This window comes from Sporofaciens musculi, assembly GCF_009830285.1.
Taxonomy (GTDB): domain Bacteria; phylum Bacillota; class Clostridia; order Lachnospirales; family Lachnospiraceae; genus Sporofaciens; species Sporofaciens musculi.
Window position 1 is genome coordinate 3,018,833 of sequence record NZ_WUQX01000001.1, and the last position, 21,362, is coordinate 3,040,194.

Genomic DNA, 21,362 nt, shown 5'->3' on the forward strand with positions numbered 1-21,362 from the left:
CAAAGAAATGATTAACACGAAAATAGAGCGGCACCCACCGCGAATGAGAAGCCGCTCCGCAGGCTATCGCGCAAGCCGCCGAAAGCCTAAAACCATTTTACACCGCTTCTCTCTATTTTTCAAGCGGAGAAAATGGAAACATGCGCTTGTTTTGGCGCTGGCCGTCCTGGCTGGACTGGGCGTGCTTTTCCTGCTGCACTGGCTGATCTATTCCTCGAATGGAAGTGACACCACCGCAGCATATACGCCGGAGCCTTCAAGGCCACCGGAAATCACCATAGAACCGGAGGACAAGCCGCAGACGTACATATTCAAGGACGGCGACGGCCACCCGGTAGACTGGGAACACCTAACAGACGCATGGGCGAAAGAGTCCGGTTACGAAAAGCGCTACACTCTCACCGACGACGAGCGGCTGGAGATTGCGCAAGTAATCACCGCAGAAGCCGCAGGCGAGCCCTTCGCTGGCAAGGTAGCCGTGGCCCAGTGCATACTCCAGACATGTGAGGACGAGAGGATCCGCCCGTCCGAGGTTCTGGAAAAGTATAAATACAGCAAAAGGCGGCCGGATCCTACCGCCGAAGCTCTGGAAGCCGTGGAGGCCGTGTTTGACTTCGGACACGTTGCAACCAGCGAGCCGATCCGGTACTTCTACGCGCCGGAGCTTATAGAAAGCAGCTGGCACGAGTCGCAGGCGTATGTAATGACAATTAACAACCATAAGTTTTTCAAAGACATTAACCGCTGAAAGAAACCATCAACCAAAGGAGGTAGACCATGGCAGGAAGTCCAAAGGCTGACGCACAGCCGCAAAGCGCAGAAACACCGCCGCGGGAGGCCATGAGCCTGCAAGAGAAGTTTGTCAAGCTCCGGGAGGCCGTGCCTGCAATCACGCAGCGCCAGCACTCGGAGGGCGTAAAGTATAAATTTGCAAAGATTTTCGACGTTTACGAGCTTCTCACCCCGGCTATGAACCAGTACGGCGTCAACTTCGACATTGTGGCCGAAAAAGCCACCAGACACGCCGAAAACGGCGATCCCGTCTACTACTCACATTTTCAGCAGAACACCCAGAGGGGCGGGCTGATCGTGTGGGTGTATGAGGCAGACCTGACAATCCGCTGGACGAACGCAGACGATCCAGAGGACATTCTGGAGGTAACTCTGCACGCGATCGGAACCAATGACGGCGGGCCGGACAAAGCAAAAGGATCCGCGTGGACGTACTGCCTCAAATACTATCTCTTTGAAAAGTTCGGCATAGATCAGGGAGACGACGATCCAGACCTGACCGACCGCGGGCAGACAGCGCCGCCACCGGCCGCAAATCGCCCCGCAGCGCCTCAAAACGGTGCCGCGGGCAGAAATACCCAGCCGCAGCAGCAGAACGCCCAGAACGGGCACACAGGCGCTTCACGCCCTCTAACTGACGCGCAGCTCTCCCGCATGTACCGAAAAGGTGAGGACGCCGGGATCACGCAGGCGCAGATCAATGAGGATATAGCCACGCGGTACAGACAGCAGGATCCGCACAACCTGACACGCGCCCAGTATAATGAAATCTGCAACCGGCTGGACGCCGTAAAGAAACAGCAAGGACAAGGAGGAAACTCAAATGTTTAACCATGTAGGGCTTCTGGGCCGTCTGGCTCAGGAACCGGAAATCAGATACACCCAAAGCGGCGTACCCGTGGCGAGCTTCGACCTCGCCGTGCAGGTGCCGAGCAAAGACAAGAACACCCCGCCCGACTATATCCCGATCACATGCTGGGACAAGCAGGCCGAGTTTGCCGGGCGCTATCTCACCAAGGGCCGCCAGATCGTAGTCGAGGGCCGGCTCTCCACCCGGAAATATACCGGTAGCGACGGAAAAACCCACAAAGTCGTAGAAGTCAACGCCTCCCGCCTCTATTTTGCTGACAGCGGCCAAGGAGGCACCGGGGACTATGACGGGAGCAGCCAAGTATAACAGAAAGGAGGCAGGGCTATGGCGCAGGACTCAAAAAAAGGCTTTTTGTTGTATTACGACTACCGGAAACACCTCTCACTTTTAAGCGACGCAGAACGCGGAAAGCTGCTCATGGCTCTGCTGAACTATGGGGAGCGTGGAGACATGCCGGAGGATCTGGACGGTATGGCCTTTATGGCTTTTTCCTTCATCACCGGGCAAATGGACAGAGACGCCCAGAAGTATGCTGATACCTGCCGGAAACGCAGCGAAGCAGGCAAGCAGGGCGGGCGGCCTAAGAAAGAAACCGGAAAGCAGGACAAAGCAAAAAAAGCAAATGCTTATTCTGAAAAGCAAACCGAAGCAAAAAAAGGTGATACAGAGAAAGAGACTGATACAGAGACAGTAACAGAGACAGACACAGAGAAAGGGAAAGAAAGCTCTACCCCCTACCCCCTGAAAGGGGGCCAGCAGGATCCCGTCCCGTATTCAAAAATCGTGGAGCTTTACCACTCAATCTGTACCAGCTACCCAAAGCTGAGGGCCGTCGAAGGAAACCGGGAGAAGCAGATCGCGGCACGCTGGAAAAAATACAAGTCCCTCGACACCTTCCGGGAGCTATTCGAGAAGGCCGAGGCGTCGGACTTCCTGAAAGGTGAAAACGACCGGGCGTGGACGGCCGACTTCGACTGGCTGATCCGCCCCACAAACATGAGCAAAGTGCTGGAAGGGAAATACGACAGCGGCAGCAAGCCCAGATCAGGAACCACGCAAAGCCAGACCGGGGGCAAGCCCTCCACCATGGACGTGCTCGCCGGTATTATCGCAGACGAGGAAGGAGGCGGCGTTTTTGACTAAAGCAGACGCGGCAAAGCTGGTGGCGATCGTCGTCACGGCCTACCCCAATTATGACAAATTCAGAGACGAGGCAGCAGTCACCGCCACAGTGAACCTCTGGGCCTCAATGTTTCAATCGGACGACGGCCGGATCGTGGCGCTGGCCCTGAATAAACACATAGCAACAAACAAATGGCCGCCCAGTGTGGCAGAGATCCGGGAGCTCATGCTGGAGCTTATGCACCCTGACCTCATAGAGCCGGATCGGGCGTGGCTCGCAGTCAGTGACCTTCTGTACACGGCCGGGGAAAACAATCACGGCGACCTGCACCAGCAGCTCCCACCACTGGCGGCCCGTGCCGTTGAGGCGATCGGGTACTGCAACCTCTACGAAATGCACCGGAGTTGTTACCGAGGCGGCAAGCCCGGCATGGATCGCGTGGCCTTCATGGACATTTACAAGCCAATGTACGAGCGGGAGAAACAGCGGGCCATGACACCGGAGGGGCTCACCTCGCAGATCGACGCCGTGGCCTCTGCTATTCCTGACAAGGGCCAGCACCTACTCGCTGACCGTGAGCAGGCCCGCAGGGAACACGACGACACCATGAACCGGATCACATACGGCTGGAGCCGCAGGGCTCTGGAAGCGGCAGACGCGCCGCTGGAACTCACAGACGGGGAGGTGAAAAGCTAATGCAAATTATAACCGGAGAAGCCACCGAAGCGCTGCGCCTGCTGCCGTCTGGCTGCTGCAGCACATGCGTGACCTCACCGCCCTACTATGGGCTGAGAAACTACGGAGAAGCCGGGCAGATCGGGCTCGAAGAAACGCCGGAGGAATACACCTGGCGGCTGGTAGAAGTATTCAGGGAAGTGCGTAGAGTCTTAAAAGACGACGGCACCCTCTGGCTGAATATCGGCGACAGCTACGCAGGCAAAGCGGCAGCAGGTGAAGTCAAGCGCAAGGATCTGAACGGAATCCCGTGGCTTCTGGCCTTCGCGCTACGATCGGACGGCTGGCACCTGCGGGCCGATATAATCTGGCACAAGCCCAACACTATGCCGGAAAGTGCAAAGGACAGACCGACAAGGGCCCACGAGTATATTTTTTTGTTAAGCAAGAGCCCAGACTACTTCTACAACGCCGAAGCAATCAAGGAACCGGCAGCAGGTTTTCCGGGAAGCGAAAACCCGAACGCCAGACGCCGGGGCAATACCAAGACATTCAGAGGCGGCAACGCATACACACACGATCAGGCGGCAGAAAACAGCGCCAGTGTGGAAAGAGACAGCCACGGCCTCACGCCGAACGAAACCGGAAAGCGAAACCGGCGCACCGTCTGGACAATCGCCACAAGGCCCTACAAGGGCGCACACTTCGCCACATTTCCAGAGGAACTGGTGCGGCCGTGTGTCCTGGCTGGCAGCAGGCCCGGCGACACCATTTTGGATCCGTTCTGCGGGAGCGGGACTACTGGAGCGGTGGCAATTCAGGAAGGCCGGGACTTTATCGGAATAGACATAAACCCGGAATACTGCACCATGAGTGAACAGAGGATCAAGGAGGCGATAACATGCGGGTAGAACATTTTAGAAAGGCTACGCTCTACTGCGGAGACTGCCGGGAGATCCTGCCAGAGCTCGCGGGGGGGGGTGGCGGCCATAGTGACGGATCCCCCGTATGGGATCTCATATCAGACCGGGCGGCGCAAGGTAATGGACACGCCAGACATGCTGGCAAATGATAGCAAAGCCCCGCTTTGGAGCGTGCCGCTCATGTATGAAGTTGTCGAAAATACCGGGGCGATCTATCTCTGCACCCGTTTTGATGTAGCACCAATGTGGCAGCAGGCGCTCATTGACGCCGGGGCAATCTTAAAAACTCCGATTATATGGGACAAGGGAAACTGGACAAGCGGCGACTTGACCGGGGACTACGCGAACCAATGCGAGCTCATTTTGTTTGCACATAAAGGCAGGCACAAGCTCAAAGACGGCAGGCCCTCAAACCTCTGGCGAGTATCGCGGGATCCGGCTGGAGAACACCCGACACCAAAGCCGGTCGCACTCATGGCCCGCTGCATACATAACAGCGTAAACAAAGGCGGCACGGTGCTGGATCCGTTCATGGGAAGCGGGAGCACCGGTGTGGCTGCAATCCGGGAAGGCTGCCATTTTATCGGCATAGAGCTGGAGCTGAAATACTTCGATATTTCCTGCCGACGCATTGAGGCCGAGGACAGCCAACTATCAATATTTGACTTTATGGAATGAAAGGAGCAACACCATGAGAAAACGGTTTATTTATATCTGCTCCCCGTGCCGGGGAGATATGGAAAAGAACATCACCAAAGCGCAGGGCTACTGCCGGGAAGTCGTCGAGCTTTTCCCTGACGTGGTGCCGATCGCGCCGCATGTCTATTGTACGCAATTCACGGACGACACAAACCCGAAGGAGCGGGCCCTCGGCATGGAACTGGGGATCTCCCTTTTGGGGATATGCTCAGAGCTCTGGGTGTACGGCATGGACAATCCAAGCGAAGGCATGAAGGCCGAGATCGAATACGCGAAGGAACACGGGATCCTCGTCCGGGACGCAGCGGAGGCATACCAGAGCGCAGGAAGCGAAACGCCGGACACCGAGCTGGGCGACGCGCTGATCGTCCTTCCCTGCCACGTCGGCACAATGAGCGGGATCTCCGTCGTGGAGTCTACCACCGTTCAAATACCCGGCGAGGCTGTCATAGAACTGGCAAACGAGCTCAGGAAGCACCCCGGCCACGACATAACCATGGAGGCAGATCAATGAGCTGGGACACGGTGCCCGGAAAAAACAGCGAGGGCTACCGGGATCCGACTGCTGCCACCGCCCTCTCCAATGTGCAGCGCAGCCAGCGCGGGCTCCAGAGCAAACGGGCCGGGGAACACTTCGAGAACCTGATCTCTGCAAGCCTGAACTGGTACAAAGACAAGGGCGTGGCCTTCATTGAAAAGACGCCGGAGCCTATGCGCCCTCTCCGGCCGCCTAACCGCATGGGCCAGTTTCTTGCCTGCTATACCAAAGCGGGGCAGCCTGATTTTAAGGGGACGCTGACCGGAGGCCGGGCCGTCGTATTTGAGGCAAAGCATACGGACGGCGACCGGATCGAATATGGACGGCTGACCAAGGAGCAGATCGACAGCCTGACAGAGCACCACCGCCTCGGAGCTGCCGCCTTCATCATGGTGAGCTTCGAGCTGCAAGACTTCTACCGGGTGCCGTGGGAAATATGGCGGGACATGAAAAGTCGGTACGGCCATAAGTACATGACGCAGGCAGAGCTTGAACCCTTCCGCGTCGAATATATCGCCGGAGTGCTCAAACTGCTGGAAGGCGTGGAACTTGACGCTCCAGACATTGAACAGAAAGGAGATCAAACAAATGAATGAAGCATTGTTAAGCAGCAAAAAGCTGGACTGGTGTACACCGGCCGACTTTTTCGCAGAACTGGATCAAGAGTTTCATTTTAATCTGGATCCGGCCGCCACCGATAAAAGCGCCAAGTGCGCGAGATATTTCACACCGGCCGACGACGGCCTAAAGGAAAGCTGGGGGGGGATCTTGCGTGTTCTGCAATCCTCCATATGGACGCAATATCGCCGAGTGGGTGAAAAAGGGCTACGAGGAAAGCCAGAAGCCCGGCACCGTCGTGGTTATGCTCATACCGTCCAGAACGGACACCTCATATTTCCACGACTACATACTGCACGGGAAAGCAGACGAGATCCGCTTCCTGCGGGGGCGGCTCAAATTTACAGACGAGGACGGAAACGCGAAGGACTCCGCGCCCTTCCCCTCTGCCGTCGTTATCTGGCGCAGCAAAGACATTGGCCAGAGCCTCCGGGACATGGTGCTGGATCTCATTAAGGGCGAGTCAATGACTGCAAACGAGATCGCGGCCACTCTCTCCGATCGGGGGCAGCAGGTGAGCCGCAGCGACGTGGGCCCGATCCTCACCAAAGCGCAGGCAGCAGGCAAGGCAAAGAACGCCGGGAAACGGGTGTGCAGCGTGACGGGACGCTCCGCAATCGTCTGGACGGCAGCGGAGGGCGCATGAACGGACTGGCAACCATACACGACGACTGCCTCGAATATGAGCTTGAAATCATTTCCATAGCGGAGGAATTAACCGAAAGACGCCTAAAAGCCTACAAAAGCGGAAAAGCGGAAAGTTTCAAGGATATTATTTCCCTGCTGGAAAGTATCAAGCAGGAGGCTGAAACCTACAAAGAATATTTAGACGAATTAAATTAAAAGGAGGGATCCCAGACATGAAGAAACAGAAAACCGAGGCAAAGATCAACCTCGAAGCGCTGGCCGGCGGTGCCTTCGCCGAGAAGCTCAACGAGGCGCTCATTCAGGTGGCCGACAATATCCAGAACCCGAACACCGAGGCCACCACCAAGCGGCAGATCAATGTCACAATCAAATTTGCACCGAACAAAACCCGCCAGCTCGTCAACACCCAGATCGCCGTCACAACCAAGCTGGCCGCCACCGAGGCGATCGACACTCAAATGATTATGGGCGTAAACATGAGAACCGGCCAGCTGGAGATCGCGGAGTATGACGGACAGATCCGGGGACAAATGAGCTTCTCTGATCTCACCCAGCCGCAGGAAAAGCCGGAACCGGCAGCAGGCGACGCCCAGCAGGACAAAGCGGCCGAGGCGGCAGCAGGAACCAAGGAGCAGGAAGCAGCCGAACCGGAGCCCACCGGAAAGCCGCTGGATCTCAAAAACAGAAAGAAAAAGCCGGAGCCTGAAAAGGCCGAAGCGGCAGCAGGCGATCTCGTGCCTGGCAGAGACTTTGATCCTGACACCGGGGAAGTATTAAAAGACGGGCACCCGGTAGACGATCAGAAAAAAATAGTTGCAATCGGCCAAAGAGCCGCACAAGCATAAAAAAGGAGGACAAACACATGGAAGGTATCAAGGAAGCAATCGCTTTTATCACGGGACTGGCAGTAAAGGCAGAAAAGCCCGAAGTCGTGCAGATCAATGGAAGAACCTACTGCACAAAGGATTTAAGGCGCTACGACGCAGCGGACAAGGCGAAACCGATCAAGGCGACCACCCTCACCTCTCTGGTGGACTACATAAAAGAAATCCGGGAAGAACTGCGGGATCGCATGATTATTCAGGTAATAAGCGCCACCGAGGTGCTGCTCTATTCTGGACTGCTGCCGGAGCGGGATCGCGAAACACTGTTCGAAGTCAACGCCCTGCTGCCTCAGTTTGAATACGGCCGGGAGTACGATCAGGAGAGTTTTCTCGTGTCCATGCAATCGTGCTTTATGGCAAGCGACGACCGCGAAGCCGTCACCATTCTGGCGAGCAATATCACCAACACGCAGGAGCAGGCATATTCAGACAACGGCGTCACCCAGCAGGCAACCATGAAAACCGGGATCACTACGAAGGAGAACGTGCTGGTGCCGAACCCGGTCAACCTGATCCCCTACCGCACATTTCTGGAGGTGGAGCAGCCCGCGAGCGACTTCATATTCAGGATCAGCGAAGGCAGGGGCGGCGCTCCGGTATTCAAGCTCGTGGCAGCAGACGGCGGGCTCTGGAAGTCTCAGGCCGTCGAGAATGTGAAAAAATACCTCACCGAAGCGCTGAAAGATATACCAAACCGCGAGCAGATCACCATTATTGCATAAGAAGCACGGGAGGGCCTCAAACCCTCCCAAAATCTAAAAAGCATATCAAAGCAAAAGAAAGCAAATAAAAGCATAAAAAGCAAATGCTTTTATTAAGGAAGTGAAAATATGAAAGCAATCACAATATGGCAGCCGTGGGCTTCTCTCATAGCCTGCGGTACTAAGAAATATGAGACAAGAAGCTGGCCCACAAAATACCGCGGGCCGATCGCTATTCATGCAGCAGCCAAAGAACCCCGGACGCTCCCGCAGGAAGTCCGCGAAGCTCTGGATCAACTCGACGAGGTGCCGCTCGGCGCTATTATAGCTACCGCTGAACTCGTGAATGTCTGGCATATAGTATATAACCCCGGCACAGACGTGGACGTGGCAAAGAATATCCCAATCGGAGCCGAAAGCCTCACCACAGACAAGCACGCGCCGGACTTCGGCGACTACTTCGTGCCAACCGAGCAGGAAATGGAGCTCGGAGACTGGACGCCGGGCCGGTATGCATGGGAGCTCCAGAACGTCACCTTCCTGCCGGAGCCGATACCGATCAAGGGCAAGCAGGGGCTCTGGAACTGGGACGTGCTGCTGCTGAGGCATAAAGGCCGTGACAGCTGGGATCGTCCAGTGTACGAGGACGAAACCGGGAAACTCTGGAAAGACGTTGAACCGAGGGCCGACGACGGGCCGAAGTTATGCAGCGCTCTGTATAATGCCTTCGACGGAGAGCCAGACACGCCGCTGGAGGTTATGGAGCGATACAAGGACAAGGCGATTGTGTTCATGCCGAAACGCGACACATGGACATGGTAAGGAGGCGAGCGCATGAAAACAAGCACATGCAAAAGCTGCGGAAAGCCGATCCACTGGATCCGCACCCGCTCCGGCCGTTCAATGCCGTGCGACACTCGGCCGGTAAGCTACCGCATAAAGCCCGGAGGCAGCACAAAGCTGGTAACGCCTGCCGGGGACGTGATAAGCTGCGAAACAGTGGACGATCCGGCAGAGGCTCAGGGCTGGGGCTATGCGCCACACTGGAGCACCTGCAACGCGCCGGACTCGTTCAGAAAGAGGTAATCATGGCAAAGAACAGAAAAAGGCGCAGAAGGCAGCCGCCGCCATTGTGGCAGCGCCGGACGTGCGACACATGCGCAAGTCAAAAGAGGTGCGACGACTTTTTCGAGAGAGCATACGCCCGTATGGGAATGAAAGAGCCGGAAAGCTGGAGAAAATGGGCTTGCAAAATGTATAAAGAAAAGGAGGACAAAAGGAAATGATCGCACTCAACATTCTGCTGGGCGTCGTGGCCGCGGTGCTGCTGCTCGGCGTTCTGGGTGAAAAGGACAACCAGCGCCACAAGTCGATCGTGCTCGCCTTCACGGCCGTGATCGCGCTCATTATCTGCATGAATACAATTTTTTAAGGAGGACGCAAAATGGGATATAAACCGAAAATCATCACCGGAAAAGTGACCGGAACGGGCTGGCCGATTGACGGCCATGTGCTCTACTTCTCCCAGTGGGACTATGACAACTACGACAGCTGGCACCTCTACGGCTGGGACGACGCCGACGACGAGGCCGTCATGGAGACAATGTTCGTCACCGAAACGGAGGCTGGGCTCTGCTGCTACGACACGCTGGAAACCTTCGCGGAGGTATGGCGGGCGAAAAAATGGGAACCGGAGGGCGTGTTCTGTCTGGAGCTCGATCAGGTGGAAGTCATAGAGGTGAAGCAGGAAGAACAAAAGGACGACACCCGCGAGAAGCTCCGCAAGTTTGGCATTGACCTGACGCCAAGGAAAGACGGAGAAAAGGGCGGGATCCTCTGCCTGCCTCTCGACGAGAACCTGAACGGAGACACCAAAGCCAAGCACCCGGACTGGGAGCTGATCGACTGCCCCAACTGCGGGCGCAAGTGCTGGAAATCGTCTGAAGCTGACAAGCTCAAAAAAGAGCAGGGCGTCCAGTGGCTCTGTACACGCTGCGCTCTGGAGGCGGGCCTCGTCTCCCCCTTCCGGCAAAACAACACACCGCACCCGGAAGGAAACCGGGCGCAGAGAAGGAGGGCAAAGCATGGGAAAAGAAAATAAATGGACAACCGGCTGCCGAGTAAATGGCTGGTGCGCCGCAAGTTTCTGGGCTTCAAGAATACCACAAAACCAGCCACACCCAGAAGGAAACCGGGCGCAGAGAAGGAGGGTAAAACGTGAAAAGAGAAAACAATAAGCTCTACGCTCTCACCCTTTTGATCTCAGCACCGGCATGGATCGCACTTCTGGCAGCAAAAGGCCGCGGATCCGTCGGCATAAACTGGCCCACCGCTATTCTGGGGGCCGTCTGGATCCCGGCGCTGGCGCTGGTGGCCCTTCTGGCGCTCACCGGCGTGCTCGTCCTGCTCCATGAGGCCACGAAGCGGATCCACGAATGGAAACGCCGCCGGAAAGTCGCCCGGACGCTCTGGGAGTCCATGGAGGGGCTCACCCTGAACAATATCGGCCCGATCTATGGGATAAGGCGACAGCCGGGCGAGAAAAACCGGAGCTACAAGCGCAGGATCCTGAGAGCCGCCCGGACGCTGGACACCGTAAACGTGCAGAACGCACCCACACCGGCAACCGGCCAGAAGCTCGACGCGATCGCGAAAAAGCACGGGCTCAGGCGCTACCCTCACGAGACAGACGAGCAGCTCCAGAACCGGATCCGGGAGGCTGTTCTCAAAAATCTGGAGGGAGGGCGAAAAAATGGCAGAGTATAAACCAGAAGCCGAGCCGAAAGCGTGGGCCGACGGCGTGCCGGTATTCTGCGCACACGACGCGATCGTGGACGTGGCAAAGCTGGTACCGAACCCGAAAAACCCGAACCAGCACCCGGACAGCCAGATCCAGCTACTCGGTCGGATAATCAGGCAGGCGGGCTGGAGGCAGCCGATCACCGTCTCGAAGCGCTCCGACTTCATAGTGAAGGGCCACGGACGCCTCGCTGCTGCCCTTCTGGAAGGAATGAAAGAGGCACCGGTGGACTACCAGAACTACACCTCGGAGGCCGAGGAATACGCCGATCTGGTGGCAGACAACCGGATCGCAGAGCTGGCAGAGACAGACAACAAGCTGCTGGCTGACATTTTCGCAGAAATCGACACCGGCGAGATCCCCATGGAGCTGACCGGGTACACGGAGGACGAGGTGGAGGGCCTCGTCACCGCGCTGTCAGAAGCCCTCCACAATGACCTGAACGAGCCGGACGACATACCGGAGCTGCCGACGCCAGAGGAAACAGTCACCCAGAAGGGCGACCTCTGGATCCTCGGACGCCACCGCGTCGTCTGCGGGAGCTCAACCAACGCGGCAGACATGGGCCTGCTGCTGGACGGCGCACACCCGGAAATCCTGCTCACGGATCCGCCCTACTGCTCCGGTGGCTTCCAAGAGTCCGGGCGCAGCAGCGGCAGCATAGGAACCAAGCGCTACGACAAAGACGGCAAGGAGATCGCCGTCACCATAGTCAACGACACCCTCAGCACGCGCGGGTACCAGTCTCTCATGCGCGAAGTGCTCCAGAACTTTGACGGCCTCGTGGCCTATATCTTCACGGACTGGCGTATGTGGGTATATTTGTTCGATATTGTGGAAACCGCAGGGCTCGGCGTCAAAAATATGCTTGTCTGGAATAAGAAAAGCCCCGGCATGGGTATGGGCTGGAGGACGCAGCACGAGCTCGTCATGTTTGCGCACCGCACAAAGCCAAAGTGGGACAATCACAAGGGCTACGGCAACGTACTGGAGGCCACGCGCTCCGGGAATGAGCTCCACCCGACACAAAAGCCAGTGGAGATACTGGAGAAGCTGCTGGACAATACGGACTGGGCCGAGGGCGTTCTTGACACCTTCGGAGGATCAGGCACTACCCTGATCGCAGCCGAAAGTGTCGGGCAAGCGTCGTTTCTCATGGAAATGGAACCCCGGTTTGTGGACGTCATTGTGCGCAGGTACATAAAAACCACCGGAAAAGACACCGGGATCCAGCTAATCAGAAAGGGAGCGCTGCAGCCGCGGGAAGTCTACGAGAGCATATTCAACGAATAGAAACAAAAAAGGAGGCGGGGCCAATGGGCCAGAAGAAAAAGACCGGTGAAAAACAGCCGAAAGAAACCGACAAAATAAAAAAGAAGCTGGAGCGCGTCGCCACGCTGAAACGCCGGATCGACAATCTGATCGAGCGGCTGGAGTATCTGGAGTCCACCATGGGCTCCGCTTCCACTCCAAATCTCACCGGGCTGCCGGGCGGTGGAGACGGCACCAGCAAAACAGAGCGAGAAGTCGCGAAAAAGCTGGAACTTGAAACGCAGCTCCGTGACCTGATCGACGACGAAGGCGAAACCCGCAGAGAGCTGGAGCGCATGATCGGACTTATGAAAAAGCCAGACGAACAGACCATCATAGAAATGCGTTATTTTGACGAGGCAAGCTGGTGGACGATCTGCGCCGTTCTGTACGGGAAGGAGGACGACTACGAAACAAATAGCCAGCGATACCTAAAACGGGCCTTTAAAATCCATGGTTCGGCCCTGCAAACCCTCGCAAAAATCGAAAAAGAAAATTATTAAATTTTTATAAACAAAACAAAAAAACGCCTCCAAAATGCCCGCAAAGCCTTATTTTACGGGCATTTCAGCGTATGGGGATAAAAGGGGATAAAAAGGGACAAAAGGGGATAAAAGGGGATAATGCCGTGTGCTATACTGTAAAATAGCGAAAGCCGTCTGGAGAGCATAAACGCCGCCGGGCGGTTTTCTGTTTTTCAAAACAGGATTGCTACACCACTTCCCTGCGTGCTATAATATCCCAAAGATGACTAAAACAAAAAAACCACGGGAGGTTATCAAACATGGGAAGCAATAAAAAACTCAGCTTATGGGGAGACATTCTCAACCAAAAGCCCCAAAAACAAACGCAACCGCAGGGAAATGTGTGGGAAGTGACGGTAAGAAATGCAAACGGAGCCCCGGCAATCCTCTGTAAAAATGGCAAGGAATGGTTTCATGCAGACAAAACATGGCCCTCTCCGTCTGGCGCTTATTACATTCATACCGGCATGGACGGAAACGCCAACGAAGGGATCGCAACCACGACAAAGAATGAAGGGATCCGCATACGGAAAACGGAGGACTTCGTGGAAGCTGCTCTTATTACAGACGAGGGCGTGGGCTATGCAATAACAGACGAGGGCGTCCTTTATGTTCTGACGGCAGATACAGCCAGCCAACGCCGGTTATGCGAGGACTACGAGCCAAACACCTACATGCTAACCCCTCAGCTATGCGCTGTCATTTATGACGCAGACAGCGACGACGATCTGGAGGCTGCCTATCTCAAAGTGATTGACCTTAAAAGTTTCAAGAGTTGGAAAAAGAAAATCAGATACAGCGCAGAGCGTGGAAAGAACCTGATTTTTAAGATTGAACAAAGCGGCAGCATAATAAAAGCAATAATGCCAGACCAGAGCGTCCACGAGTTCACGACCGACGGGAAAATAATTAAATAGAAATCTGAAACCGCTAAGGAAATACCGAGGCGGTTTTTCTTATGCCCTGCCCTCCAGAAAAAGACTGGGGGAGGGTAAATTTTTAGTAGAAAGGAGGCGCACACATGAGCAGCCTATTCTATACCGGGCAATCAAGACGCACAAATGGAGCCTTCTCTGTAACCATGAAAGACGGGGCAAAACTGGCAAAAAAACTGGAGAAACTAAAGGACGGAGGCGAGACAGCAATCAAGAGAACCGTGTCGGACTTCACCTCCAGAGCTCCGGCATGGGTAAGCAAAGGGATCCGGCAACATTATGGTGTAGATACCGCAGCAATCAAAGAGGCGGGCCCAAAAACAAAACGGGGGGCCACCTCCACAAATGTATCGGGGATCAGCGTTGACGGGGCGTCCCTCGAATACAAGGGCGAAACCTTAACTCCAATACATTTCAAAATGTCGCCAAAAGCTCCACGAGGTTTACAAGATAAGCGCCAGCGAATACCGGGGCAAATGGTTGACTTTAAGGGCGCAGCTGGCCCGGTAGGGATTGTTAGAACCCCAAAGCCGTATACCGTAAAGGCTACCATTATCAAAGGGCAAAGGGCAAGCATGAAGGCCGGGACATATCTTGCCTCGTCCAGTAAGAAAAATGCAGACGCCCCCACTCTCCCCTTCCAAAGAACGGGGGAAGGAAGAACACCAGTCGAAGCTGTCCGCACTCTGTCCGTACCGCAAATGATAAGCGGCAAAGCAAAAGAAACGATTGAGGAAACAATCGGCAGCAATCTGGAGAAGCGCTTCGAGCACCATATACAGCAAGCCATGAAGTGAAAGCCAAGCAGTAGGCAAAGCAACGAAGCAAAGACAAAGCAAATGAACACAACAAACCAATCACAAGCAAAAGAAAACAAAATAAAGCAATTAAAAGCAAACTAAAAGTGATTGAACTGTTCAAAGCAAACCGTGAAAATTTTTTCGACAAGCCGCAAGGTACTGTGACAGATGCCAAAAGCCCTGCGGTGCTGGCGAGCCCAAAACTCGCGCAGACTCCAAAAAATTTTTTTAGGCCGTTTCGTTTCGTTTGGACACCGGAAAGGAGGTGGAGCCATGGCAGACGCACCGAAGCAGAACCTACAAACAACGGCAACAATAGCAAAACTTTTCGAGCTTGACGAGCGCCGGGTGCAGCAGCTCGCAAAAGCTGGCGTCCTTCCTGCGGCGTCCACCCGCCCGTATAAGTTCGACCTACTCCCGACGATCAAGGCGTACATAAAGCACCTGCGGGAAAAAGCCAACGGCAAGGAGGCCAAGACTGCGGACACCGCAAAAGCTGAGGCCGACAAGCTGAGGGCCGAGGCCGATCTCAAACAGAGCAAGGCCAAGATCGCAGAAATGCAGCTCAAAGAGCTGGAAGGGAAAATGCACCGGAGCGAGGACGTGGAAGCCATGACAAACGACCTCGTGTTCACCGTCCGCAGCATGATAATGGCGCTGCCCGGCCGTCTGGCTATGGACGTATCTCAGGCAGCCAGCGCAGCCGAAGCCTCGGCGCTGATCCGCTCCGAGTGCCACAAGATCCTGAACGAGCTCGCGGGCTATCAATACGATCCCGAAGCATACAAGCGGCGGGTAAGGGATCGCGAAGGCTGGAGCGAAGCGCTCGCTGATGAAGACGACGACTAAAAGAGCCGCAAAGAAGCTCAACGCGGCCATAGGCCCGGCCGTCCGCAACTTTAAGCCGCCGGAGGATCTGACGGTGGCAGAATGGGCCGATAGACACCGCCGCCTATCGCCGGAAACCTCCGCAGAGGCAGGCCCGTGGCGCACAACACGCACGCCCTACCTCCGGGAGCCTATGGAAGCGTTCACCGATCCGAAAGTGAAAAAAATTGTCATGGTGGCGGCCTCTCAGGTGGGAAAGTCCGAGCTTGAGCTGAACATAATCGGCTATATCATAGACCAAGATCCGGGCTCTATCCTTTATGTGCAGCCCTCGCTCGACGACGCCCGCAAGTTCTCCCGGCTGCGTATCGCTCCAATGATCCGGGACAGCAAGGTGCTGAAAGCCAAGGTTTCGGACATAAAGACACGGGACTCCGGGAACACAATCCTCCAGAAGTCCTTCCCTGGCGGTATGCTGACAATCACCGGATCCAACAGCGCCTCGGCCCTTGCCTCCACTCCGGCCCGCTATATCATAGGCGACGAGCGCGACCGCTGGGCCATAAGCGCCGGAACCGAGGGCGATCCATGGGCGCTGGCTGAGGCCAGACAGACCACCTTCTACAATGCAAAGGCCGTCGAAGTATCGACGCCGACCATTAAAGGCTCGTCCAATATCGCGGACAGCTTCGAGAAAGGCACGCAAGAGCGCTGGTGTCACCAGTGCCCTGAGTGCGGCGAGTACGGCGAGATCATATTCGACCGGATCCACTTCGAGCACACCCACAAGAGGATCCGCGGGAAAAAAGTCTACAAGATAACCGGCCCGATCACATGGGCCTGCCCGAACTGCGGCTGCATTATCCCGGAGGAAATCATGCGGCGGCAGCCTGCGAAGTGGATCGCAGAAAACCCGGAGGCATACGACACCGGCGTGCGCTCCTTCTGGCTGAACGCCTTCTCGTCTCCATGGACTCCGTGGGAGAAAATCGTGCTCAAATTCCTGCAAGCGCTGGACGATCCTCAGAAGCTAAAAGTCGTTTACAACACGCTGCTGGGGCAGCTCTGGGAGGATCGCGGGGACATACCGGACGAGGAAGGCATGATGGCGCGTCGGGAGGACTACGGCACCAATGCCGACGGCTCCCCGGTGGAAGTGCCGGAGGGCGTTCTCGTCCTCACCTGCGGAGTGGACACGCAGGACAACCGGCTGGAGTATGAAGTCGTAGGCCACGGCCATTACGGTGAAACGTGGGGCATAAAAAAAGGCTACATCATGGGAAAGCCGGACACCGACGAAGTATGGGAGCGGCTCGACGACGTGATCGAGCATGTCTACCACTTCAAGGACAGCCAGCGGGGCCTCCGTATCTCGATCACCTGCGTGGACTCCGGCGGCCACTACACGCAAGAGGTGTACCTGCGCTGCCGGGCCCGGAAAAACAAGCGCGTTTTCGCTATCAAGGGCGGCAACGGCGAGGGGATCCCATTCGTGACGCCTCCCTCTCAGGTTAAGATCGTACTGAACGGGCAGACAATCGGCAAATGCTGGCTCTATACTCTGGGCGTTGACGCCGGGAAAGAGCTCATAATGTCAAGCGTTCTCGTGCAGGAAGCCGGGCCAAAATATTGCCATTTCCCCCTCGGCGAGTCCTACGGGTACGACTCTTATTATTTCAGCGGCCTGCTGTCTGAGAAGCTGGAGCTCACGCAGACGAAGCGGGGCAACCGCTGGACATGGGTAAAACTGCCCGGCCATGAAAGAAACGAGGCCCTCGACTGCCGCAACTATGCGCTGGGAGGCTTTAAGATCATAAACCCGGACATGCAGGCGGTGGAGAAACGGCTCAAAAGCCTGCCGACAAAAAAGGCACCGAAGAAACCTGCAGCACAGAGGCCGCGGCAGAACCGCCCGGCCAACATTTACAACGACGACTGGTAAGGAGGCACACACATGGCAGCAAGACGACGATCGAAGGAAACCGTGCGCACGGAGCTGGAAAGGACGCGCACCCGGCTGGATCTTTATCTGGCCCGCGAGCAGGAAATGCTCAGCAAGGACGGCGTGCAGCTCTACACGATCGGATCCAGAAATCTGCAAAGATACCAGACACCGCTCACCGCAATTCAGGACGAGATCGAAAGACTCAGAAAGCGGATCAGCGAGCTGGAGGCAGAGCTGGCGGGGCAATCGGCCCGCCGTGCGGTGGGAGTAGTCCCCCGCGACTGGTAACGGGTAAACGCCGGGATCACCGGCTTTACTACGGCAACACCGGAGGGAAGGTTTCGCTCCTTTACTCCCCCGGCGCTGCCGTTTTTTATTACAGACAAGGAGGTGAGGAAAACGAGGTACGACAAAACGACGGGCCTTTATCTGCCGGAAACCGTGCGCCCGAAAAACAAAGGCTACGGCGAAGCGGGGGCCAGCTGGAGCAAGCGAGCCGTGAAAGGCTTCAATTCGCCCAGCGGCTCCGCACATGAGGACATAGACTTTCACAACTTCACCATGAGGCAGCGGGCCCGCATGTTATACATGGCCGCACCCATGGCGACCTCGGCGATCAAGACCAACCGCACAAACGTGGTAGGCGTGGGACTCCGCCTAAAGAGCCGGATCGACCGGGAGGCGCTGGGACTCACGCCGGATCAGGCCGAGAAGTGGCAGAAAGACACCGAGCGGGAGTTCTCCCTCTGGGCGTCCAACAAAAGGGCCTGCGACGCCACCGGCATGAACAACTTTTACGGGCTCCAGCAGCTCGCGCTCGTGTCGTGGCTGCTCTCCGGTGACTGTATCGGCATTGTGAAGCAGTACAAAACCACGCGGCTGCTCCCCTACTCCCTGCGGGTACACCTGATCGAAGCTGACCGGGTGGCGACACCGACCGGGGCGGGGATCGGCACGTCTCTGTTATACACCACCGGGAAGAACCCGGACAACGGGAACACCATATACGACGGCGTGGAAGTAGACAAGGACGGCATGGTGGTGGCCTACCATATCCGCAGCACATACCCCTTCGAGCTCGGCGCACCCGCCCTGACTGAGTGGGCCCGTGTCCTGGCATATCAGGAACACACCGGACTTCCCAACGTGCTGCATGTCATTGACACGGAGCGCCCGGATCAGTACCGTGGCGTGAGCTATCTCGCGCAGGTGATCGAGCCGCTGCTCCAGCTCCGGCGCTACACAGAGTCCGAGCTCATGGCCGCGGTGATCGAGTCCTTTTTTACTGCCTTCGTAAAGACGGAGGCGTCCACGGAGGATATGCCGTTCAATGAGCTGAACGAGGATGCAGAAACAGAACCAAGGAACCCGAATGACTACAACATGGGGCCGGGGCAAGTCAATATAATGAACCCCGGCGAGGACGTCGTTTTCGCTGAGCCAAAACACCCGAACGGGAGCTTCGACAAATTCGTGGAAGCGATCAGCTCGCAGGTGGGCGCAGCTCTGGAAATACCGTCCGATCTGCTGCTGAAAAAGTTCAACGCCTCGTACAGCGCGAGCCGCGCGGCCCTGCTGGAAGCGTGGAAGGCGTTCAAAATGCGCCGGGAGTGGCTGGGGGACAACTTCTGCCGCCCGCTCTATGAAATCTGGATGAGCGAAGCGGTGGCCCGCGGCCGTATCTATGCGCCGGGCTTTTTCGACAATCCGGCGATCCATGCCGCATACCTCGGCAGCGAGTGGCTGGGGCCGTCTCAGGGACAGCTCGATCCGGTGAAAGAAATCACCGCGGAGATCCTCGCGTGCAGCGAAGGCTTTTCCACCCACGAGCAGAGCACGATCCGGCTAAACGGCGGCCAGTGGGACAGCAACGTGGAGCAGCTGCAACGCGAAAACGAGAAGCTCGACGGGCAGGCACCGGATCCGCACCAGAGCGGAGGCGCTGGAAGCACTCAGGAAGGCGCTCATGAGCCGCAGGAAGGCGAAGAACCGGCAGAGGGGGACAACAACCCACACAACCCGGAAAACGCCCGCAGACGAGGCGCTGAGGCGCTCCGTAGCCTCGTTTTAGCGGAGCAGATCAAACAATCCGTAAAAGGAGGGCAAGCAGATGAAACAACTCAGTGAGCTGCGCATGGGGCCGACACCGGCACCGGCAGCAGCACCAACCGCCACGGCGACAAAGTTCTGGAACGTGGCGACCGTCGGCGACGACGAGGCCGAGATCACACTATACGGCGACGTTATGAGTAAACAGCCGACAGACTGGTGGACGGGCGAACCTGAGCCCGGACTCTACATCACCCCGGAGGGCTTCATGGAGGATCTGGCAGCGGTCAAGGACAAAGGCCACATCACCGTCAAGCTGAACAGCTGCGGCGGCGACCTTTACACCGGGATCGCAATCCACAACGCCCTGAAAACTCTCAGCGGAGAGGTGAACGTCGTCGTGGAAGGGATCGCAGCAAGCGCCGCCAGCGTGATTATGTGCGCAGGCGACACCGTGACCGTGTACCCCGGATCCCTCGTTATGATCCACGGCGTAAGCGTGTATCTCTGGGACAACCTGAACATTCAGGACATGAAACAGCTTATGAAGGGAATGGACGCCAGCGAGCGGGCCGTGGCTGAAATCTACAACGCCAAGACCGGGATCGCGGTGGACACCCTGCGCGGCATGATGACAAAGGAGACGTGGCTCACCGGCCGGGAGGCTCTGGAGAAGGGCTTCGCCGACAATCTTCTGGAGGACGAGGACGATCCCGACATGAGCATGAGCCACGACCGGAAAGTCCTCTACGTCAACGGCATAGGCCACAACGTCGAAGGGCTCCGTCACATACCGGGCACAATCCCGATCCAGAAAAGTGCTAAACCGGCCGCAAGACCGGCAGCAAATAAAAGGCCGACCAATCAGGCGGCAAAACCAAAAGGAGGTAAAAACCACATGACACTCGAAGAACTGAAAGCTCAGGAGCCTGATCTGGTGAGCCAGATCGAGCAGGCCGCAACGAACGCGGCAAAGGCTCAGGCAAGCGCCGACGCGGTGACAGCTGAACGGCAGCGCCTCGCGGACATTGACTCGATCGCGGCCTCTATCCCCGATCAGCAGCTCGTCCATGACGCGAAGTACGGAGAAAACCCCTGCACTGCTCAGGAGCTCTGCTTCCGCGTTATGCAGCAGAGCGCAGCGTCCGGCCAGAACTTCCTCGCAAACTATGAGGCAGACGGCGCGGCCTCTGGCGTCGGCGACGTGGGCGCAGCTCCCAACGGCGGCGCGGGCGTCAATCAGGAAGAACAGGACGCGGCAGACATTCAGGCGGTAGTGGCCGCCTACAACCAGACCAAAGGAGGTATGAAGTAATGAGCAGACTCGACGAAAACCTCGGCGGCGTGGGCTTCGACAACCTGATCGCCGACAGCTACCCGCCTGCGGACGTGTTCAGCGTGCAGCTGGCAGCCGGGCAGGGGATCCTCGAACGCGGCACCCTGCTGGCGTTAAAAGACGACGGCACCATGGAAACGATCGGCACCGAGACAACCGGAAAGGCAAACGCCGTACTCACGGATCCGGTGGACACCGGAGACGCCGCAGAGGGCGAAGCGGTGCCCGGTATCGCATACCGCACCGGGCATTTCAACACCAACCGGCTGATCGTAGCTGAGGGCTACACAATCACGGCAGCAGACAGAGAGGCGCTCCGCGTCGCGGGGATCCTGACCTCTGAGGCCGTGGAAATCTAAGAA

29 protein-coding genes and 1 pseudogene are annotated in these 21,362 nt (G+C 56.8%); all 30 read left to right on the forward strand.

The window, feature by feature from the left end; genetic code table 11:
* The first annotated feature begins 7 nt into the window (after positions 1-7).
* The 30 genes and pseudogenes from GN277_RS15230 (at position 8) to GN277_RS15370 (ending at position 21,359) form a co-directional block, all read left to right on the forward strand.
* Positions 8-748 carry a cell wall hydrolase gene (locus tag GN277_RS15230; RefSeq protein WP_244324735.1) on the forward strand — a complete coding sequence of 247 codons (741 nt, stop codon included), beginning with the start codon at positions 8-10 and terminating at the stop codon, positions 746-748.
* A 29-nt stretch (positions 749-777) separates the two neighbouring features.
* A complete protein-coding gene (locus tag GN277_RS15235; protein WP_159751751.1) occupies positions 778-1,623 on the forward strand; it encodes an ERF family protein in 846 nt (281 codons plus the stop codon).
* On the forward strand, positions 1,616-1,969 hold the full coding sequence (locus GN277_RS15240) for a single-stranded DNA-binding protein (RefSeq protein ID WP_159751752.1): 354 nt from the start codon (positions 1,616-1,618) through the stop codon (positions 1,967-1,969). Before GN277_RS15235 ends, GN277_RS15240 begins: the two co-directional genes overlap by 8 nt.
* Before the next feature lie 18 nt (positions 1,970-1,987).
* Positions 1,988-2,806, forward strand: a complete 819-nt coding sequence (locus GN277_RS15245; protein ID WP_159751753.1) for a DUF6291 domain-containing protein — start codon at positions 1,988-1,990, stop codon at positions 2,804-2,806.
* The gene (locus GN277_RS15250; RefSeq protein WP_159751754.1) at positions 2,799-3,482 is read left to right on the forward strand and encodes a replicative helicase loader/inhibitor; all 684 of its coding nucleotides are present in this window, start codon (positions 2,799-2,801) and stop codon (positions 3,480-3,482) included. Before GN277_RS15245 ends, GN277_RS15250 begins: the two co-directional genes overlap by 8 nt.
* The gene (locus tag GN277_RS15255) at positions 3,482-4,372 is read left to right on the forward strand and encodes a DNA-methyltransferase (RefSeq protein ID WP_159751755.1); all 891 of its coding nucleotides are present in this window, start codon (positions 3,482-3,484) and stop codon (positions 4,370-4,372) included. The genes GN277_RS15250 and GN277_RS15255 overlap by 1 nt, the downstream gene beginning before the upstream one ends.
* An 81-nt stretch (positions 4,373-4,453) precedes the next feature.
* A complete protein-coding gene (locus GN277_RS15260; protein ID WP_244324978.1) occupies positions 4,454-5,062 on the forward strand; it encodes a DNA-methyltransferase in 609 nt (202 codons plus the stop codon).
* A gap of 13 nt (positions 5,063-5,075) precedes the next feature.
* Positions 5,076-5,597: a DUF7768 domain-containing protein gene (locus GN277_RS15265; protein WP_120478115.1), complete on the forward strand. Its 522-nt coding sequence runs from the start codon at positions 5,076-5,078 to the stop codon at positions 5,595-5,597.
* The gene (locus GN277_RS15270; protein ID WP_159751757.1) at positions 5,594-6,217 is read left to right on the forward strand and encodes a Holliday junction resolvase RecU; all 624 of its coding nucleotides are present in this window, start codon (positions 5,594-5,596) and stop codon (positions 6,215-6,217) included. The genes GN277_RS15265 and GN277_RS15270 overlap by 4 nt, the downstream gene beginning before the upstream one ends.
* A pseudogene (locus tag GN277_RS32435) lies at positions 6,210-6,326 on the forward strand (hypothetical protein); the annotation flags it as partial. The gene GN277_RS15270 and the pseudogene GN277_RS32435, both read left to right, overlap by 8 nt.
* 67 nt (positions 6,327-6,393) lie before the next feature.
* Positions 6,394-6,885: a DNA N-6-adenine-methyltransferase gene (locus GN277_RS30280; RefSeq protein WP_280178610.1), complete on the forward strand. Its 492-nt coding sequence runs from the start codon at positions 6,394-6,396 to the stop codon at positions 6,883-6,885.
* Positions 6,882-7,082 carry a hypothetical protein gene (locus GN277_RS15280; RefSeq protein ID WP_159751758.1) on the forward strand — a complete coding sequence of 67 codons (201 nt, stop codon included), beginning with the start codon at positions 6,882-6,884 and terminating at the stop codon, positions 7,080-7,082. Before GN277_RS30280 ends, GN277_RS15280 begins: the two co-directional genes overlap by 4 nt.
* 17 nt (positions 7,083-7,099) lie before the next feature.
* Positions 7,100-7,732, forward strand: a complete 633-nt coding sequence (locus GN277_RS15285; protein WP_159751759.1) for a replication protein — start codon at positions 7,100-7,102, stop codon at positions 7,730-7,732.
* A gap of 17 nt (positions 7,733-7,749) precedes the next feature.
* Positions 7,750-8,493: a hypothetical protein gene (locus GN277_RS15290; RefSeq protein ID WP_159751760.1), complete on the forward strand. Its 744-nt coding sequence runs from the start codon at positions 7,750-7,752 to the stop codon at positions 8,491-8,493.
* A gap of 108 nt (positions 8,494-8,601) precedes the next feature.
* Positions 8,602-9,294, forward strand: coding sequence for an ASCH domain-containing protein (locus tag GN277_RS15295; protein WP_159751761.1), 693 nt, complete (start codon positions 8,602-8,604; stop codon positions 9,292-9,294).
* A gap of 211 nt (positions 9,295-9,505) precedes the next feature.
* Positions 9,506-9,733 (forward strand): hypothetical protein, encoded by a 228-nt coding sequence (locus GN277_RS15300; RefSeq protein WP_159751762.1) that lies wholly within the window; start codon positions 9,506-9,508, stop codon positions 9,731-9,733.
* 21 nt (positions 9,734-9,754) lie between these two features.
* Entirely contained in the window at positions 9,755-9,904 is a 150-nt protein-coding gene (locus GN277_RS15305) for a hypothetical protein (protein WP_159751763.1), read from the forward strand.
* A 12-nt stretch (positions 9,905-9,916) separates the two neighbouring features.
* A complete protein-coding gene (locus GN277_RS15310; RefSeq protein ID WP_159751764.1) occupies positions 9,917-10,573 on the forward strand; it encodes a hypothetical protein in 657 nt (218 codons plus the stop codon).
* Positions 10,557-10,709, forward strand: a complete 153-nt coding sequence (locus GN277_RS15315; protein ID WP_159751765.1) for a hypothetical protein — start codon at positions 10,557-10,559, stop codon at positions 10,707-10,709. The genes GN277_RS15310 and GN277_RS15315 overlap by 17 nt, the downstream gene beginning before the upstream one ends.
* Positions 10,690-11,238 carry a hypothetical protein gene (locus GN277_RS15320; RefSeq protein ID WP_159751766.1) on the forward strand — a complete coding sequence of 183 codons (549 nt, stop codon included), beginning with the start codon at positions 10,690-10,692 and terminating at the stop codon, positions 11,236-11,238. The genes GN277_RS15315 and GN277_RS15320 overlap by 20 nt, the downstream gene beginning before the upstream one ends.
* Positions 11,225-12,565, forward strand: coding sequence for a site-specific DNA-methyltransferase (locus GN277_RS15325; RefSeq protein ID WP_159751767.1), 1,341 nt, complete (start codon positions 11,225-11,227; stop codon positions 12,563-12,565). Before GN277_RS15320 ends, GN277_RS15325 begins: the two co-directional genes overlap by 14 nt.
* Positions 12,566-12,588: 23 nt before the next feature.
* The gene (locus GN277_RS15330) at positions 12,589-13,086 is read left to right on the forward strand and encodes a DUF1492 domain-containing protein (protein WP_159751768.1); all 498 of its coding nucleotides are present in this window, start codon (positions 12,589-12,591) and stop codon (positions 13,084-13,086) included.
* A 281-nt stretch (positions 13,087-13,367) separates the two neighbouring features.
* Positions 13,368-14,024 carry a hypothetical protein gene (locus GN277_RS15335; RefSeq protein ID WP_159751769.1) on the forward strand — a complete coding sequence of 219 codons (657 nt, stop codon included), beginning with the start codon at positions 13,368-13,370 and terminating at the stop codon, positions 14,022-14,024.
* Between the two features lie 104 nt (positions 14,025-14,128).
* Entirely contained in the window at positions 14,129-14,839 is a 711-nt protein-coding gene (locus GN277_RS15340) for a hypothetical protein (protein WP_159751770.1), read from the forward strand.
* 276 nt (positions 14,840-15,115) lie between these two features.
* Positions 15,116-15,691 carry a protoporphyrinogen oxidase gene (locus GN277_RS15345; RefSeq protein ID WP_159751771.1) on the forward strand — a complete coding sequence of 192 codons (576 nt, stop codon included), beginning with the start codon at positions 15,116-15,118 and terminating at the stop codon, positions 15,689-15,691.
* Complete coding sequence (locus GN277_RS15350; protein ID WP_159751772.1) at positions 15,675-17,612, forward strand: phage terminase large subunit family protein; 1,938 nt, start codon at positions 15,675-15,677, stop codon at positions 17,610-17,612. Before GN277_RS15345 ends, GN277_RS15350 begins: the two co-directional genes overlap by 17 nt.
* Positions 17,613-17,624: 12 nt before the next feature.
* Positions 17,625-17,903: a hypothetical protein gene (locus tag GN277_RS15355; protein WP_159751773.1), complete on the forward strand. Its 279-nt coding sequence runs from the start codon at positions 17,625-17,627 to the stop codon at positions 17,901-17,903.
* A 102-nt stretch (positions 17,904-18,005) separates the two neighbouring features.
* Positions 18,006-19,742 (forward strand): phage portal protein, encoded by a 1,737-nt coding sequence (locus GN277_RS15360; protein WP_159751774.1) that lies wholly within the window; start codon positions 18,006-18,008, stop codon positions 19,740-19,742.
* Positions 19,726-20,979 carry a head maturation protease, ClpP-related gene (locus tag GN277_RS15365; protein ID WP_159751775.1) on the forward strand — a complete coding sequence of 418 codons (1,254 nt, stop codon included), beginning with the start codon at positions 19,726-19,728 and terminating at the stop codon, positions 20,977-20,979. Before GN277_RS15360 ends, GN277_RS15365 begins: the two co-directional genes overlap by 17 nt.
* A complete protein-coding gene (locus GN277_RS15370) occupies positions 20,979-21,359 on the forward strand; it encodes a head decoration protein (protein ID WP_159751776.1) in 381 nt (126 codons plus the stop codon). The genes GN277_RS15365 and GN277_RS15370 overlap by 1 nt, the downstream gene beginning before the upstream one ends.
* Positions 21,360-21,362 lie beyond the last annotated feature (3 nt).